Raw genomic sequence first — 16,673 nt, forward strand, 5'->3', positions numbered from 1 at the left:
ATAATATCAGATATTATCTTAATCTACCATAAATTCTGGCGTAATCATGCATTTTATTGCATAGCTCTTCTGTAAGAGCATCCTTCTTCATTCTCCATACCCAGTTACCGCCAAGAGTTGATGGTGTATTGATTCTGGCATACATATCAAGCTCCAGATAATCCTGCATAGGAATAATAGCAGTATCTGAAACTGAAGCAAAAGCGGATCTTATACACTCCCACACAGCATCCTTGGCATAGTGAATGCCGAGATACTCTTTACAGAACTTCTTGTCTGCCTTAGGAAGATGGTTGTACCACCCTCTTGTAGTCTCATTATCATGTGTTCCAGTATATACGATACAATTCTTGGTATAGTTGTGAGGAAGGTAGTCACTCTCTTCTCTTGAATCAAATGCAAACTGTAATATCTTCATTCCAGGATAACCAGTTCTCTTAACGAGCTTAATTACTGAAGGTGTCAGATATCCGAGGTCCTCAGCAATAACCTTCTTTTCACCAAGCTCTTTTTTCATAGTATCAAAGAGATCAAAACCTGGTCCCTTTCTCCACTCACCAATCTCAGCAGTAGGATTGCCATATGGTATTGCATAATACTCATCGAATCCTCTGAAGTGATCAATTCTTACTACATCATAGAGCTTGTAGCAATGTCCGATTCTCTTCATCCACCACTTATAACCAGTTTTCTTGTGATAATCCCATCTGTAAAGAGGATTTCCCCAGAGCTGGCCTGTTGCAGAGAATGCATCTGGAGGGCATCCTGCCACATCGATAGGTGTATTCTTTTTATCCAGCTGGAACAGCTCAGGATTAGCCCATGTATCTGCGCTATCAAAGGCAACATAAATCGGAATATCTCCAATAATCTCTATTCCCTTGCTGTTGGCGTATGCCTTAAGCTTAGTCCACTGCTTTAAGAAAACAAACTGAAGGAATGAGTAAAATTCAACTTCATCTGCATACTTGACAAGTGCAGCCTTCATAGCAGCGCTCTTACGGAGCCTTAGATCCTCTTCCCAGGTATTCCAGCTTCTTCCACCATTAGCATTTTTGAGCGCCATAAAAAGAGAATAATCCTGCAGCCAGTCGTTGTCAGGGCTCTTCTTGAAAGCCTCAAACTCTTTTTTTAGCTCATTGGCATTTTTAGCCTTATCAAAATTCTCAAAAGCCTTCTGAAGAAGCTTATATCTTGACTTGTACATTCTCTCGTAGTCAATATACTCTTCTGATCCACCAAAGTCATATTTGTCAGCTTCTTCCTTTGCCAAAAAGCCTTCTGAAATAAGCTCTGTTATATCTATAAAATATGGATTTCCAGCAAATGTTGAGAAAGACTGATATGGTGAATCTCCATAGCTTGTAGGTCCAAGCGGCAAAATCTGCCAATAGCTCTGTCCTGCCTTCTCCAAAAAGTCAACAAACTCATAGGCTTCCTTTGAAAAAGCTCCTATGCCATATTCAGATGATAATGAAAAAATAGGAAGCAGAACGCCACATGCTCTTGTCTGTTTCTTTTTACTATTTGCCATCTCTTTTCCTCTCATTCTATACAAACACAATTGTAACTATTACTTATTATAATATTTCCGGAAATTTGTGTCCGTTACCGGTAACGTTTCCATAACTATACTTTACCACTCTTAATAGCCCATCGCAACAACTATTTTGGACAAAAAATATACAGGAGGAAACTCATAAATCTCCTCCTGCATACAGTTTTAATCTTATGAGTTTGCCTCGAACTCGCTCTTTTTGATTCCCCAGATAAGATTTCTCCACTGTTCAAGCTGATCCGTTGTCATGAAGCCATTAGAAGTTCCCATGTATCCAATCTTGTAGGAAGCAAACAGCAAAGCGTTCTTGATAGCATTAACACTATCACCAGTTTCCATATAATAGTGAAGGAAGCAGGCAAATAAAGCATTACCTGCACCGATCGTATTTACAACTTCATTAGTCTTGACTGTCTTATAGTGAACACGCAGATTCTGAGTCTTATCAAAGAGAATAAGTCCTTCACTTCCCTGTCCTAAGATAATGATCTCTGTTCCATATGTACCAGACATTCTGTCGATAAAATCATATGGATCTTCTGCAAGGGTGTCATCACTAAAATACAGTACTTTGGCTGGCTCAAGGAAATCTGTATTGTATTTTTCTTTTTCAGGCTTATAGCTTCTGATATTAACAGCAATAGGTTTATTTCTGGCTGCCGCCTCTTTAGCAAAAGGTCTGCAGAAGTTTGCATTTGCAAGAACCATCATGTCGCATTCTTCAGCGATAGGTGCAACCATCGACATATCATATACATTGTCTCTAAGATCCTTGATATCCTCGAAAATCTGCTGTTTGCGATTCTGATCATAGAGCACAACCTCTGTAGGAGTTTCTTTCATCTGAGGAACAATATACTGCGTTGAAAGAGTTATCTTTCTGTCCGGAGGATTGATCATTCCCATATCCTGGTTCCTGCCAACAATCGACATGAATGTGACCTCATCGCCAAGCCATTCAAGCGCAAGGGATTCATTGTAAGCATCACCGCCCATGGCTGTAAATATCGAGTCATTGGCACTGGTAAGTGGCGAATAGCTGACCGGAATCTTATCAACTCTGACAATTGTCTCGATCTGCGTAACTCCTGCTACTAAGAACTTGCTCATGTTTTGCCTCCTTGTTGTAACATTTGTCATTCCTTAACAGAGATTCTTTTGATCATATCAATATATTCTAAAGCTTCCTGCATAAATATATCGGCTCTGAAATTATCACTTTTAATATTCTTCTCTAAAAGTCCATCTACAGTGTAGTCCAGTACATCCCCAATCTTCTTGTAATCTACTCCGTCTGCAAATATCGTTATATCAGCCCTCTCGCGAAGCGCTTCCATAATTCTGTGGTATTTCTCTCTTCTTTCGCTGATCACACCAACAGCTTCCATATAATCCTCTTCATCAGCTTTATTTAGAAAAGGGAATATGTATGGATACTGAGCCATCGCTGCTACCTTGGCCGACAGTATCTGGTTATACAATTCAAAATAACCTGTCTCGTTCTTTTCTACGTTACCTGTAAGCTCCAGCGTCACAAACCTTGTAGCATAGTCATACAAAAAAGCGTACACACCGATCTTACTTCCGAAATAATGAAAAAGCAGTCCCTTACTGATTCCCGCAGTTTTTACGATCTCATCTGTACTGGCATGATAATAACCATACTGAGAAAAGACCTTAAGCGCTGCATTTATCATTCTGTCCTGCTTCTCTTTTTTTAGATCCCAAAATTTTTCATTCATCTTCGTGTCCGCCTATAATGCCGCAAATTGACCATACCAGTCTATAAATAATATAGCATTTTTGAATAGTCACTTCAAACGATTTACCGTTATTTATCAAATTTTAATCAATAATGCTTTTATTTGTGATTAAATTGTATTAAAATTAGTTTATCGTTTGATAGGAGGGGCTTTCACATGTCCAAAAATAACAGCTTTGGTAAATTTCTTGTATTTTGTGCTGCCGTAGGAGCTGCTGCAGCTGGAGTATATTATTATCTTTCCAAGAAAGATGCAGCAATCGCAGACGATTTCGATGATGATGACTACGAGGATTTCGATGATTTCGAAGATGATGAAGACTACGCTTCAGAGATCAAGTTTGGTCGCAAGTATGTAGACATCAGTCCTTCAGATGATTCCAAGGAATCTGCAGAAGAACTTGATGAAGCAGACGACAGCGAAGATGAAACTCCAGAGAAGTCAGAAGAATTCTTTGACGACGAGAAATAACTAATATAATCAAAACCCCGCATCTTACGATGCGGGGTTAATTTTTATTCAGTATTATTCCGGGCTCTCGCCCTTCTTTTCAGCAATCAGATCCTTAAGGAATCTTGCCTTATCTTTGATACGGCTGTTAGCAACTCTGGAAGTCAGAAGCTCTGAAACCATCTTGCTGGCGATATCATACTGCTCAGTTTCTACCGCAAGAGCAGCGATCAGATAATCAAGAGTAGATGAATCCATTCCCGCAATAGGGAATTCCTCGGACTGTCTGGCCATTACAAAACCATTAAGAGCATTGGACAACAGCTCTTTTTCCTGAGCATCATTGTCAGCTTTCTTCTGTTCGTAAGTATCCTCGTTAGGATCAAGACGCTGGGTTTCTCCTCTGATTACCCAGGCGGTCTTAAGACAGATATATGCCTTCTCACTATTCTTGGCCCCTTTAACTACCGCGTTAGCCAATGCCAGCTGATAAAGACTTCTGGCATACTCATAGCTGTAAGTAGGCTCTTTATATTCTATCTTTCTGTAATTCATACAGACTTTGACTCTGATATCATCAATCTGACGCTTATTAAGAGTAGCGAAGTATCTGCCAAGGGCAGCATATCCACAATCCGGGCAGGCTATGACATCGTATTTATTCTGGTCAAGCTCATCATAATCAGGACGAAGATCAATGTCTACATTCTTCATCCTAACCTTACCGGTTCTGACGGTCTTAGTCTCAAACTCCTTCTCACAAACAGGACATTTATACTTTTTAGCAAAAAGATAATCCTCTTCGTTCACAAGCTGTAGTTTAGGCTTGGGCGCATCCTTCTTAACAGCGGCTTCCTTTTCTTTAGGATCCTCAAAAAGATTTCCCCCACCAATGTTTCCAAGTCCGAGTTTTTCAAGTCCAGAAAAAATACCAGCCATAACATAACCTCTCTTTAAGCGAAATATAGTTTGGGTGACATCACTTCTTAGGTACTACAAATGAGCTCTTAAGTGAAACTATTCTGTTGAATACAGGTGCGCCAGGCTTGGAATCCTTGCTGTCTACGCTAAAGAAACCATTTCTAACGAACTGGAACTTGTCGTATGCTACTGCATTGCCAAGTTCAGGCTCAAGCTTAGCGTCCTTAATAACCTTGATAGAGTTAGGGTTGAGGTTAAGTGAACCATCCTCGTTGTAAACACCCTTTTCTTCATCAATAATATTCTCGTAGAGACGAACCTCTGCTGTAACTGCATCCTGAGCAGCAACCCAGTGGATTGTTCCCTTGACCTTTCTGCCGTCAGCGCTGTCGCCGCCCTTAGTCTCAGGATCATATGTGCAGTGGATCTCAGTCACTAATCCGTTCTCGTCCTTAACAAAGCTTGTACATGTTACAAAGTAAGCATTCATAAGTCTTACTTCGTTGCCAGGGAACATACGGAAGTACTTCTTAGGAGGCTCCTCCATGAAGTCTTCTCTCTCAATGTAAAGCTCTCTTCCAAATGGAACCTTACGTGTTCCCATCTCAGGAACTTCCTTGTTATTCTCAATCTCAAGGTACTCTGTCTGTCCCTCTGGATAGTTGTCGATAATAAGCTTAACAGGATCAAGGATTGCAAGCATTCTCTTAGCCTTAAGCTTAAGATCTTCTCTGATGCAGTACTCAAGCATTGCATACTCTGCTGTAGAGTTAGCCTTACTGATACCACACATATCAACGAACATCTTGATAGACTCTGGTGTAAATCCTCTCCTACGAAGAGAAGCGATAGTTACAAGTCTAGGATCATCCCATCCATCAACAATTCCATCTTCTACAAGTCTCTTGATATATCTCTTACCTGTTACAACGTTGTTGAGGTAGAGCTTAGCAAACTCAATCTGTCTAGGAGGATTCTGATACTCACACTCGTTCTTGACCCAGTCATAAAGAGGTCTGTGATCCTCGAACTCAAGTGTGCAGAGTGAATGTGTAATTCCCTCAATAGCATCCTCGATAGGATGAGCAAAATCATACATAGGATAGATGCACCACTTATCGCCTGTTCTGGCATGTGTCATGTGTGCAACTCTGTAAATGATAGGATCTCTCATATTGATATTAGGAGATGCCATATCAATCTTGGCACGAAGAGTAACGCTACCGTCCTCAAACTTGCCATTCTTCATATCTTCAAAGAGCTTAAGATTCTCTTCTACGCTTCTGTTTCTGTTAGGATCTTCCTTACCAGGTTCTGTGAGTGTTCCTCTATACTCACGCATCTCATCAGCTGAAAGCTCTGATACATAAGCCTTACCTTTCTTGATGAGCTTAACAGCATCCTCATACATCTCATCAAAGTAATCTGATGCATGGAAGAGACGATCCTCATAATCTGCACCAAGCCACTTAACGTCCTCGATGATTGAGTCCATGAATTCGGCCTTCTCCTTGGTAGGATTAGTGTCGTCGAATCTCATATTGAACTTGCCGCCATATTCCTGAGCCATACCATAGTTAAGAAGAATACTCTTGGCATGACCTATATGTAAAAATCCATTAGGTTCAGGAGGGAAACGAGTATGTACGTGGTCGTAAACTCCCTCTGCAAGATCTTTGTCAATTGCCTGCTCGATGAAATGTCTGGAAGGAGTGTTATCACCCTCAGCATTCTCATTTACATTCTTAATTACTTCATCTGCCATTACTTAATAAAACCAACCTTCTAAATAGTTTGTATGATATGTCCGAATAAAGTCGTGACACAATATCTTATCATACATTATACCATAATTACAACGAACATCGCTAATCTGTTCCTTGCCACAAACCATCAGTTGTTGTAGACATATTTTTCTTCAAAGGCAGCTCTTCTGAGAGGTTTATCATAGTAGTAGCCCTGAATGTACTTAACTCCCATATCTTTGAGAGCTTCAATCTGTTCTTTGGTCTCAATACCTTCAACGCAGATCTCAGCACCTATAGTCTCGCCCAGCTGAGCCATCATTCTGACAAAGGCCTGTGAATAGTCGTCTGTCGCTATATCTTTTACGAAGTCCTTGTCCACCTTGATGATATCAAAAGGAAGCGCTCTGATACTGCTAAGGGCAGAATAGCCTGTTCCAAAGTCATCAAGCGCAAGGCGCACTCCCAGATCCTTGATATCAAGAAGTGTCTGCTTGGTTCTTGCAAGATCATTGATAGCAAGTCTTTCAGTGAGCTCCAGAACCAGATTCTCAGGCTTTAGATTATTATCCTCGATACACTTTTTGATTATATCCACAATATCCGTCTGCATTATCTGAACAACAGACAGATTTACGCTGACAGAGAAATCTCCAATTCCTGATTCATTCCACTGTCTGCAGCATTCGCATGCTTTCTGAAGTACATGATTACCAATTGGATTGATAAGCCCAAGGTACTCTGCAAGTGGCACAAACTCATCTGGATTAAGGAAGCCCAATTTACTGCTATTCCATCTTACCAGTGCCTCTGCACCTATGTGTTTAACCTTCTTCTTGCCTTTTGAGCCCTTTTCATTGGTAATTATTGGCTGGAAGTATACTTCAAACTCCTCGCAGCTCTTACCTATAGCATCAAACATGTTCTTTTCAAGGTCAAGCCTGTGAATAGAGGATGAATCAATATTGTCTGAGTACTCTGCAATCCTGTTTTTACCGGATTTCTTGGCCTCATACATGGCAACGTCAGACTTTCTGATAAGCTCAGAAACATTGTCACCATTTTCCGGGAACCTTACTAGTCCCATACTCATAGTGCAGTAATAGTCTGTATCCTTGAGATACCACGGAGTAGCAAAGGCATCTTTTATCTCTTCTACTATCTTGTCCATGCGATGATAGCTGTCAGGTGGAACGATGATAACGAACTCATCACCGCCCATTCTGTAACAGGAATCGCTTATTCCCTCGATCCTGCTCATGGCCTTTGAAATATCCTGCAAAAGAACATCGCCGTACTGATGGCCCAGGCTATCATTAATATGCTTAAAGTCATCCAGATCCAGATACATCAAAGCTCCGGTCCTGCCTGTAGTTCTGGCTTCATCCACATACTTGGCAAGATCCTTTTCACAGCACATTCTGTTATAAAGACCTGTCAGGAAGTCAGTATATGCCTGCTGCTCAATTCTCTTTTGATACAGCTTTTTCTCTGTAATGTCGTAAATAGCGCACAGCGAAACAGGCCTTCCGTCTACCCACTTGATTCTGGTGTAGTAGACGTCATACCACTTTGATCTGGCCTTATGGTTAACCTCATAGTTTCCGCTATGGCTTCTGGACGGTATATTAGACTCAAAAATCTCTGTCAGCTTATTCTCTGCAAGTTCTTTCGTGAAGTTCTTTTTAAAGCTTCTATTGGCGAACAGAAGCACTCCTGTGCCTATATCTCTTACATATATCGAACTTCCCACGTTATCAAGAACCGCTTCCAATGAGGCAAAAGAGCTGGCTAGTGAGTTAGTCTGTATTCTCTTGGTAATGATACTCTGCAGAATCCTGATAGTATCATTGATAAACTTAACATCATCAATAGACCAGATACGATTCTCACGGTTCTCAGTAATACAAGCATAGAATCTCGGAGCACCGTTAATAACGATCGGCATGGATACAAGTGCCTTTATTCCAAGCATATCCAGCTGCTCGCGTTCGCCGGCATTCATCTGGGTATCACTTGAAATAACTATGGCTTTTTCTGTTCCAAGGAACCAGCATACCTCCTGGTCTGTTGTCTCAGTGAACATCTTGGTGCTACCCTGAGCTGTCCACTGAACCACAATATCCATAAGTGTATTGTGATGAATCCTACATGTAAAGCCATTACTGATCTGCAAATAGCCACAAAGCTTGGTCAAAACATCAACCATGATAGACTCGATGCCCTCATCACTATCAAGGAGAGATACGATCTCAGTCATTGTCTCAGCTCTGTGGAATGAGGTAGTCATCTCAAGTTCCTGAATCTTTGATGCCTCACTCTTTGCAACAGCCTGATTTCTTGACGTCTCGATAGAAATAAAGACATTTAAAGATGCCCTGAGGAGATCTAAAACTCTATAAAATTTGTCTTCGGAAATCTGATAGCCAAAAGAATCTATTGGCGGGACATGGAAAAACTCTGGCTCATATTCTGCGTCAGTAAATACGCCGCAGACGATCCAGACAGCAGATGTCTTTTTTCCACTCTTAACAGCAACAGCAGCGAGCCTGAGGTTAGGTATCTCTGTTATCTCAACAGCCTGATCCTCCAGCTCGCTCTCTGATACTCTTTTGAAAATATTGTGAATACGAATATCTGTTACATATTTCTTGATTACTTCTATTTCGTGGGGATTGCCGGAAAACTCACTAAGTGGCATACCTTTTGCATCAAGGCACATAGCATACACACCTGACATCTCACAGAATTTGTCCTGCCAGGATTGCATGTTTGCCAGCCTATTAAGCGCATCATTACCAGGGCCTCTTTTTTCTTCTACTAAAGAGCCCATTTCTGTGGTATTTTCTAATTCCACTTTGGTAAATGTCTCCTGCATTGTCCCCCCTCAAGGAAAATGTAGTTAGATCATTAGTTAATATTATTAGTTGTTATCAACGCTGTAGTTAGGTGCTTCCTTGGTGATCTGAATATCATGTGGATGAGATTCACGAAGAGCTGCAGATGTCATCTTGATAAATCTGCCATTCTCCTTGAGTTCATCGATAGTCTGGCATCCGCAGTAGCCCATACCAGATCTGAGACCACCCATGAGCTGGAATACTGTATCCTCTACAGTTCCCTTATAAGCAACTCGTCCCTCTACACCCTCTGGAACAAGCTTCTTGGCATCTTCCTGGAAATAACGATCCTTGGAACCATTCTCCATAGCAGCGATAGATCCCATTCCACGATATACCTTGTACTTTCTACCCTGGAAGAGCTCGAACTCACCTGGAGCCTCGTCGCAACCTGCAAACATTGATCCCATCATTACGAGGTTACCACCTGCAGCGATAGCCTTAGTAATATCTCCTGAATACTTGATACCACCATCAGCGATGATCGGAATACCATACTCCTTGGCAACCTTGTAGCAGTCCATAATAGCTGTGATCTGAGGAACACCAATACCTGCAACAACTCGTGTTGTACAGATAGAACCAGGTCCAATACCAACCTTAACAGCATCAGCACCAGCTTCGATAAGAGCCTTTGTAGCCTCTCCTGTTGCCACGTTACCAGCAATAACCTGAAGATCTGGGAACTTCTCCTTGATCATTCTAAGGCACTTAAGAACATTCTCAGAGTGTCCGTGTGCTGAATCAAGTACGATTACATCAACCTTAGCATCAACAAGTGCTGCAACTCTCTCAAGGCAGTTAGATGAAATACCAACACCAGCGCCGCAAAGAAGTCTGCCCTGATCATCCTTGGCAGCAAGTGGATACTTGATTGTCTTCTCTATATCTTTAATAGTAATGAGACCTACAAGATTGTAGTCATCATCAACGATTGGGAGCTTTTCCTTTTTAGACTTGGCAAGAATGCTCTTAGCCTCCTCTAAAGTAATACCAGCCTTAGCTGTGATAAGATTCTCGCTTGTCATAACATCCTTGATCTTCTGTGAGAAATCCTTTTCAAACTTAAGATCACGGTTTGTAATGATACCAACAAGCTTTCTGCCCTCTGTGATAGGAACACCAGAGATGCGGAACTTAGCCATAAGAGAATCAGCATCAGCCAGTGTATGCTCTGGAGAAAGTGAAAATGGGTCTGTGATGACGCCGTTCTCTGATCTTTTAACTTTGTCAACCTCTTCAGCCTGAGCCTCGATTGACATGTTCTTGTGGATAATACCAATACCGCCCTGTCTAGCCATGGCAATTGCCATTCTGTGCTCAGTAACGGTGTCCATTCCTGCACTCATCATAGGAATGTTAAGTCTGATCTTCTTGGTCAAATAAGTACCTACGTCTACCTGATTAGGTATAACCTGTGAATAAGCAGGTACCAAAAGTACGTCATCAAAAGTAATTCCTTCGCCGATAATCTGTCCCATTTTCTACTCCCATTCTTACAAATCAAAATATTTTATTATCAATGTATCCCCATACATTATAAGTTTATTTCTATTTATGTATTTATATAAGAATAACTTAGTCTACAAAAACTTTTCTCGGTGCTACGTTCTTAACAGCGTCCACAAACTCTCTTGTGGGCTCAAGAATTATTTTTTCTTTGCCGTCATAATATATTGTATAAGTTGGATCTGGCTGAGGATTCTTCTCTCTAGCTGAAAAATCCAATACCTTGTAAGTCTTGTTCTTGTACTCATCAAGGTGATATGAACGGGATGGAGCCATAGCTTCGATTCTGCCCACATCATACTTGCCAATGTTCTTACGTCTCTGCTTGTTGAGGACCTTATCAACTGTGATCTCTCTGTCGCAGTACTGATACTCAAATTCAATGCTGGCATTAAGTGAAGCGAAATAATAACCTGCACCAAACGCAATTGCAAGAATCATTCCAACAATACCTGTGCCCATGAAAAATGAAGTTAAAAAGGAAATAACTGCGAGTGTAAGCGACACTCCCTTAAGAACAACTAAGAGTGGAGACGCTTTACTAGAGACAAGACATTCTACATAACTGTTATCACTAACCATTTGTAACAATAGCCTCCTGTAATTCCGGCCAATAAAGAATAGCCATTTTATCGACTATCTTATATTACTTTGCCTAATCTTTCAAGGTATTTTTTGTACGTCACACTTTTTTCAAAAAATTGATAATTGACACTTTTCTTCTTTATTTCTATTATTGTTTTTATTATGTTTTGGTCATAAAAAGCCTAATACCATTATATATGTTTTATTGACAAAATAATATTATTTTTCTGTTAACTATTACAAGGAGAATTTACTTATGTCAGTACATGAAGAAATTAGAGAACAGCAAAAGAAATTAAAAGGGCAGGGCTTCAAGGCTCACCTGGAATACTTTTGGGAATATTATAAGATTCACACTCTTGTAGCTATTTTTATAATCATTCTTTTATCAATGCTTATCCACGACATCAGAAATAACAAGCCGTATGGATTCTATGCTGAAATGCTAAACGCCGGAATGTCCAGCGCAGAGGACACCCTTGAACAGGGCTTTGCTGAATATGGACAGATTGATACCAGTAAGTACAGCTGCTTTATTGATACATCTGCCAGCTTCGATCTGAGCATCATCTCGGAGACCACAATAGCTACCAGCCAGAAGATCATGGCCAACATCGCAGGCGGAGACCTTGATATCCTTACTGCCAACAGCGATATTTTCACTTACTATGCTAATCAGCAGGTTTTCAATGACCTCAGAGATATTCTTACAGCTGAACAGCTTGCTAAATACGAGGACCTATTTGTTTATATCGATCAGTCCTATATTGATTACCTTAATTCAGAAGCATATCAGACTTATGTCAGCACCGGCGAATTTGATTCTTCTAATAAATACGCTGTCATGGCAGACGCATACAACAAGAACTTCACAACACCAAATACAGATCCATCCAAGATGGAAAACCCTGTTCCTGTTGGTATAAGACTTGACGGTTCTGCTAAACTCGCAGAGTCAGGTGCCTACACAATGACCAATACAATTCCTGTTGCAGGAGTTGTAGTAAACACAAAAAGACCTGAGCTAGCTGTAGCATTCCTGGAGTATCTGCTAAACTAAGTCAAACCATCAAAACTACTTTTCATTGTAAGCAGAAGCTGTCATATAATTAGATGCTGGACAAGTCTGCATAAATGTGCAGTTCTCGGACGAGGAGATGTTTTTCATAGTAAAAAAAGAAGAACTACCTTTCTGTATTGGGGCAACATGTTTGAGGTGCTTTGCACCGAGTTTTGCCCCAGGAAAGGTATTTCTTCTTTTTTGTTATAGAAAAACACGACACAGACGAAAACAAGCATTTATGCAGACTCGTCTAGTAATTATCTTTTAAATCTGTGTAGTTACGAAAATGTCGTAGATGGCACGAATAGCCTTCTCGAAGTCACGTGTCTCAACACCGATGATGATGTTAAGCTCTGATGATCCCTGATCGATCATACGAACGTTGACACTGGCATGTGCAAGTGCTGAGAAGATTCTTCCAGCAGTACCACGTGTAGACTTCATTCCACGACCTACAACTGCGATAAGTGCGAGATCTGACTCGATCTCCAGCATATCTGGATGTGCTAGTCTGTGAATCTCTGATACTACAGCCTGCTCTTTTTCTATGAATTCATCCTGCTGAACGAATACTGTCATAGTATCGATTCCAGAAGGAACATGCTCGATTGAAATATTCTGATCCTCAAATGCCTGCAGAACCTTACGAACAAAGCCAACCTCTGAGTTCATCTGATCCTTGAGGACGTTTACGCAGCAGAAGCCTTTTTTACCAGCAATACCCGTGATAACATACTTGGACTTCTTGGCTGTAGACTCAACGATCCATGTGCCAGGATCCTCTGGCTTGTTGGTATTTCTGATATTGATCGGGATACCTTCCTTACGAACAGGGAAAATAGCATCCTCATGAAGAACTCCAGCGCCAATGTATGCAAGCTCTCTAAGCTCAGTATATGTGATAGTCTCGATGTGTGGTGGCTTGTCGATGATACGAGGATCTGTTACAAGGAAGCCAGAAACGTCTGTCCAGTTCTCGTAAACATCTGCCTTGATAGCTCTTGATACGATAGATCCTGTAATGTCAGAGCCACCTCTTGAGAAGGTCTTAACGCTTCCATCTGGATAAGCACCATAGAAACCAGGTACAACAGCCTTAGGTGTCTTCTCAAGCTTCTTGGCCATAAGCTTATTGGTCTTCTCGCCGTCAAATTCACCGTTTTTATCAAAAGCTACTACTGTAGCTGCATCAACAAACTCATAACCCAAATACGCAGCCATAATGATACCATTTAAGTACTCTCCACGGCTTGCAGCGTAATCTTTTCCTGCCTTGTCCTTGAAGTTCTTCTCAATTATCTTGAACTCATCAGCAAGGCTGAGCTTAAGTCCAAGTCCCTTGATGATCTCATCGTAGCGGGCCTTGATATCAGCGAGCTGCTTTTTGAAATCCTTGTCTGCCTCAGCAAGAGCATAGGTCTTATACAGCATATCTGTAACCTTAGTGTCCTTGGAATTTCTTTTACCAGGAGCAGAAGGAACAACATATACTCTGTCTGGGTCAGCCTTGATGATCTCTCCAACCTTCTTGAACTGCTCTGCACTTGCAAGAGAACTGCCACCGAATTTAACTACCTTTTTCATAATAATACTCACTCTCTTTTCATTTTTTCATATAGATAATTGATATTCGCTAATTAATACAATCTGATGTAGCCCTTAACGCTGTCCATTTTCCAGAGCTTTTCCTCGAAGTCTTTCTCTGAAATAGACTCTGTCACAAAAGCAAATTCTCCAGGAATGCTGTTTCTCTTAACAACCTCAACATCATTTCCAAATACCTCTTTTGCCTGATCCTCAAGATCCTCAGAAACTCTTACGAAGAAGTTCCTTACAGCATTATCCTTAGGTGAAAGAACTGCCTTCTCAGCCTTCATGTTGACTTCAATATGTTTGCCCTTATGCTTAACGATGTCAATAACATCGGCTACTACTGCGCTTGCTGTGGCATTCTTACCAGCGCCCTTACCATAGAACATTACGTCGCCCAGCATATTTCCATGAACGTCGATTGCATTGAATACGCCGTTTACGCTGGCAAGTGGATTCTCATATGGCACAAGGAATGGTGCAACGATGGTAAAAAAGCCATTCTCATTTTTCTTACACATTGCAAGAAGTTTGATTGACATGTTGAGTGCTCTTGCATATTCAAAATCATGGATGTTGATCTTGGAAATTCCTTCAGTATAGATATCCTCATACTGAACGTGCTTGCCACTCATAAGGCTGGCAAGGATAGCGATCTTACGGCATGCATCATAGCCTTCTACGTCAGCCTCTGGATTTCTCTCTGCATAACCCTTTTCCTGAGCCTGTTTGAGGACTGTCTCGAATGCAGCGCCCTCTTTATCCATCTTGGTGAGGATGTAGTTGGTTGTTCCATTGAGGATACCTGTGATAGCATCAACCTTCTCGTGCTTGAGTGAATCATTGAGAGAACGAAGAACAGGAATTCCTCCGCCAACACTAGCCTCGAACAGATAGCTTACATTGTTTTTCTTGGCGAGCTCAACAAGCTCTGGTCCATGCGCAGCAACAAGCTCTTTATTGGAAGTGCAGACACTCTTGCCTGCCTCGAGAGCTCTTTTCTCAAATGTAAGAGCAGGCTCAATGCCGCCCATTGTCTCGCAGATAACTTCAACCTCAGGGTCATTCAAGATAATATCAATATCATGCACTACCTGTGCTTCATGCTTATCGCCAGGAAAATCACGAAGGTCAAGAATATACTTGAGCTCCAACGCTTCTCCAGCGCTCTTTGCAACCTCAGCAGCGTTAGTGTCGAGAACCTCAACCACTCCGCTTCCTACTGTACCATATCCCAAAACTGCTACCTTTGCCATGTTGTCCTCCATTGCTCCTTTTTATGTCAACGTCGCACTGCGTCCCGTAATATGAACCTTGTGCACGCCTTCTGCATTCTCCATCTTGGAGATCATTTCCATAATATCTCTTGTAGTTGGTAAAACCTGAATAGTAATAGAAAGTGAAGCTACACCATTAAGCGGAATCGACTGATGGATCGTCAGAATGTTCGCTCCAAATTCAGCAATGAGGTTCAGCACGTATGATAAAAGTCCTACCTCATCATTCATCTGAAACGTAAGCGTCAGTGTAGTTCCCTGTAGACTATCATGAAATTCGTATATATCTTCCTTATATTTATAAAAAGAGCTGCGACTGATTCCAAGCTTAGCTGCCGCCTCAGCAGCTGTCTTGACCTTGCCAGATTCAAGGAGCTTTTTGGCCTCTACAACCTTAAGAAGCACTTCTGGCACAGCCTGTCTTTTTATAACATAGTAACCTGTATCCTGCTGCATTTTCGGATAACTCTCCTCAGATTTTATACACTATCAGTGCATAAAATACGTAATTTTCTATCACAAACGAACTTGTCCATCTCTCGCATACACATGTATGCAATATGCGTATTTTGTATTTCTATCACGGACATCTGTGTGCGATACAAAGAGTTTAGCACAGTAAAGTTATAAAGGCAATCATTATTATTACCAATATATACGCGTCCTATACATTATTTTTGTATATAATGACTATTCTACTAGAAAGTTCAACTAAACAAGTATGATTCATCATCTGTCTCAGGTGTTCTTTAGTATGTAAACGTTTATATGTCTATGTTTTGACCATTTATAGAGTCTTTTTACGTCTTGCTTTCAAATATTTGTTTCGCAGCAGTAGCATATTTTTTTCGTTACCGCTATAAGTAAAAAATCTCATTTCAAGCAGTAAGGAATCATCTTGAAAATTTGATTATAATCAAGAATATCCTGATGAAATCATCAAAATTACTACTGAAATATAGAAAACATTTTTATAGACGTAGGCACACTAATATTTTAGGCCACTTTTTGATTCTTCATTACTAATATAATCATAAAAATCAGATATAAGCCGTAAAGAAAAAAATTGACTACGTTCTATTTTCAAGAATGCGAATATTAGCAGTAAAGAGTTAGCGTTATTAAACATATTTATTGTCGATGCAGCAACTCATTCTCGGTTGCCCCCACTTATCACTAATACATCAGTATTCCCGCACTTATTCTTAGCAAAAGTCCGTAGTTCCCCACCAAAAAACGGGAGCGTAATTATATAAATTAACGACATGCGAAAACCACGACATCGGGGAATGCCGTGGTTTCCATAACGCTT

The 16,673-nt window shown here is 40.8% G+C and carries 13 protein-coding genes; 2 read left to right on the forward strand and 11 right to left on the reverse strand.

Translation table 11 applies throughout. The features are described from left to right. Positions 1–13: 13 nt before the first annotated feature. The 3 genes from malQ to IJI01_RS02825 all read right to left on the reverse strand — a co-directional run bounded on the left by malQ (position 14) and on the right by IJI01_RS02825 (position 3,300). The gene (gene malQ / locus IJI01_RS02815; protein WP_292185550.1) at positions 14–1,534 is read right to left on the reverse strand and encodes a 4-alpha-glucanotransferase; all 1,521 of its coding nucleotides are present in this window, start codon (positions 1,532–1,534) and stop codon (positions 14–16) included. Positions 1,535–1,729: 195 nt separating this feature from the next. Continuing rightward, the gene (locus tag IJI01_RS02820; protein ID WP_292185555.1) at positions 1,730–2,668 is read right to left on the reverse strand and encodes a carbohydrate kinase family protein; all 939 of its coding nucleotides are present in this window, start codon (positions 2,666–2,668) and stop codon (positions 1,730–1,732) included. 26 nt (positions 2,669–2,694) lie between these two features. Then, the gene (locus tag IJI01_RS02825) at positions 2,695–3,300 is read right to left on the reverse strand and encodes a TetR/AcrR family transcriptional regulator (protein ID WP_292185558.1); all 606 of its coding nucleotides are present in this window, start codon (positions 3,298–3,300) and stop codon (positions 2,695–2,697) included. A gap of 177 nt (positions 3,301–3,477) precedes the next feature. On the opposite strand from IJI01_RS02825, the gene IJI01_RS02830 reads away from it, so the two are divergent. Next, a complete protein-coding gene (locus tag IJI01_RS02830; protein WP_292185559.1) occupies positions 3,478–3,792 on the forward strand; it encodes a YtxH domain-containing protein in 315 nt (104 codons plus the stop codon). A 54-nt stretch (positions 3,793–3,846) separates the two neighbouring features. Here IJI01_RS02830 and IJI01_RS02835 read toward each other — a convergent pair whose 3' ends face one another. The 5 genes from IJI01_RS02835 to IJI01_RS02855 all read right to left on the reverse strand — a co-directional run bounded on the left by IJI01_RS02835 (position 3,847) and on the right by IJI01_RS02855 (position 11,428). Beyond that, the gene (locus IJI01_RS02835) at positions 3,847–4,710 is read right to left on the reverse strand and encodes a DUF2225 domain-containing protein (RefSeq protein WP_292185562.1); all 864 of its coding nucleotides are present in this window, start codon (positions 4,708–4,710) and stop codon (positions 3,847–3,849) included. 40 nt (positions 4,711–4,750) lie between these two features. After that, positions 4,751–6,457, reverse strand: coding sequence for a glutamine--tRNA ligase/YqeY domain fusion protein (locus tag IJI01_RS02840; RefSeq protein WP_292185566.1), 1,707 nt, complete (start codon positions 6,455–6,457; stop codon positions 4,751–4,753). Positions 6,458–6,585: 128 nt separating this feature from the next. Further along, positions 6,586–9,315: a sensor domain-containing phosphodiesterase gene (locus IJI01_RS02845; RefSeq protein WP_292185570.1), complete on the reverse strand. Its 2,730-nt coding sequence runs from the start codon at positions 9,313–9,315 to the stop codon at positions 6,586–6,588. A 45-nt stretch (positions 9,316–9,360) separates the two neighbouring features. Beyond that, positions 9,361–10,818: an IMP dehydrogenase gene (gene guaB, locus IJI01_RS02850; RefSeq protein ID WP_292185573.1), complete on the reverse strand. Its 1,458-nt coding sequence runs from the start codon at positions 10,816–10,818 to the stop codon at positions 9,361–9,363. 97 nt (positions 10,819–10,915) lie between these two features. Further along, positions 10,916–11,428: a hypothetical protein gene (locus tag IJI01_RS02855; RefSeq protein WP_292185576.1), complete on the reverse strand. Its 513-nt coding sequence runs from the start codon at positions 11,426–11,428 to the stop codon at positions 10,916–10,918. Between the two features lie 259 nt (positions 11,429–11,687). Here IJI01_RS02855 and IJI01_RS02860 point away from each other — a divergent pair, with 259 nt between their 5' ends. Further along, positions 11,688–12,491, forward strand: a complete 804-nt coding sequence (locus IJI01_RS02860; RefSeq protein WP_292185579.1) for a hypothetical protein — start codon at positions 11,688–11,690, stop codon at positions 12,489–12,491. 267 nt (positions 12,492–12,758) lie between these two features. Here the strand turns inward: IJI01_RS02860 and IJI01_RS02865 are convergent, their stop codons facing one another. The 3 genes from IJI01_RS02865 to IJI01_RS02875 are packed head-to-tail and all read right to left on the reverse strand — an operon-like array spanning position 12,759 to position 15,817. Further along, positions 12,759–14,078, reverse strand: coding sequence for an aspartate kinase (locus IJI01_RS02865; RefSeq protein ID WP_292185581.1), 1,320 nt, complete (start codon positions 14,076–14,078; stop codon positions 12,759–12,761). A 53-nt stretch (positions 14,079–14,131) separates the two neighbouring features. Then, positions 14,132–15,340, reverse strand: a complete 1,209-nt coding sequence (locus tag IJI01_RS02870; protein WP_292185584.1) for a homoserine dehydrogenase — start codon at positions 15,338–15,340, stop codon at positions 14,132–14,134. 21 nt (positions 15,341–15,361) lie between these two features. Beyond that, positions 15,362–15,817 carry an ACT domain-containing protein gene (locus tag IJI01_RS02875; RefSeq protein WP_292185587.1) on the reverse strand — a complete coding sequence of 152 codons (456 nt, stop codon included), beginning with the start codon at positions 15,815–15,817 and terminating at the stop codon, positions 15,362–15,364. Positions 15,818–16,673 lie beyond the last annotated feature (856 nt).

Source organism: Butyrivibrio sp. (assembly GCF_017433805.1).
Taxonomy (GTDB): domain Bacteria; phylum Bacillota; class Clostridia; order Lachnospirales; family Lachnospiraceae; genus Butyrivibrio.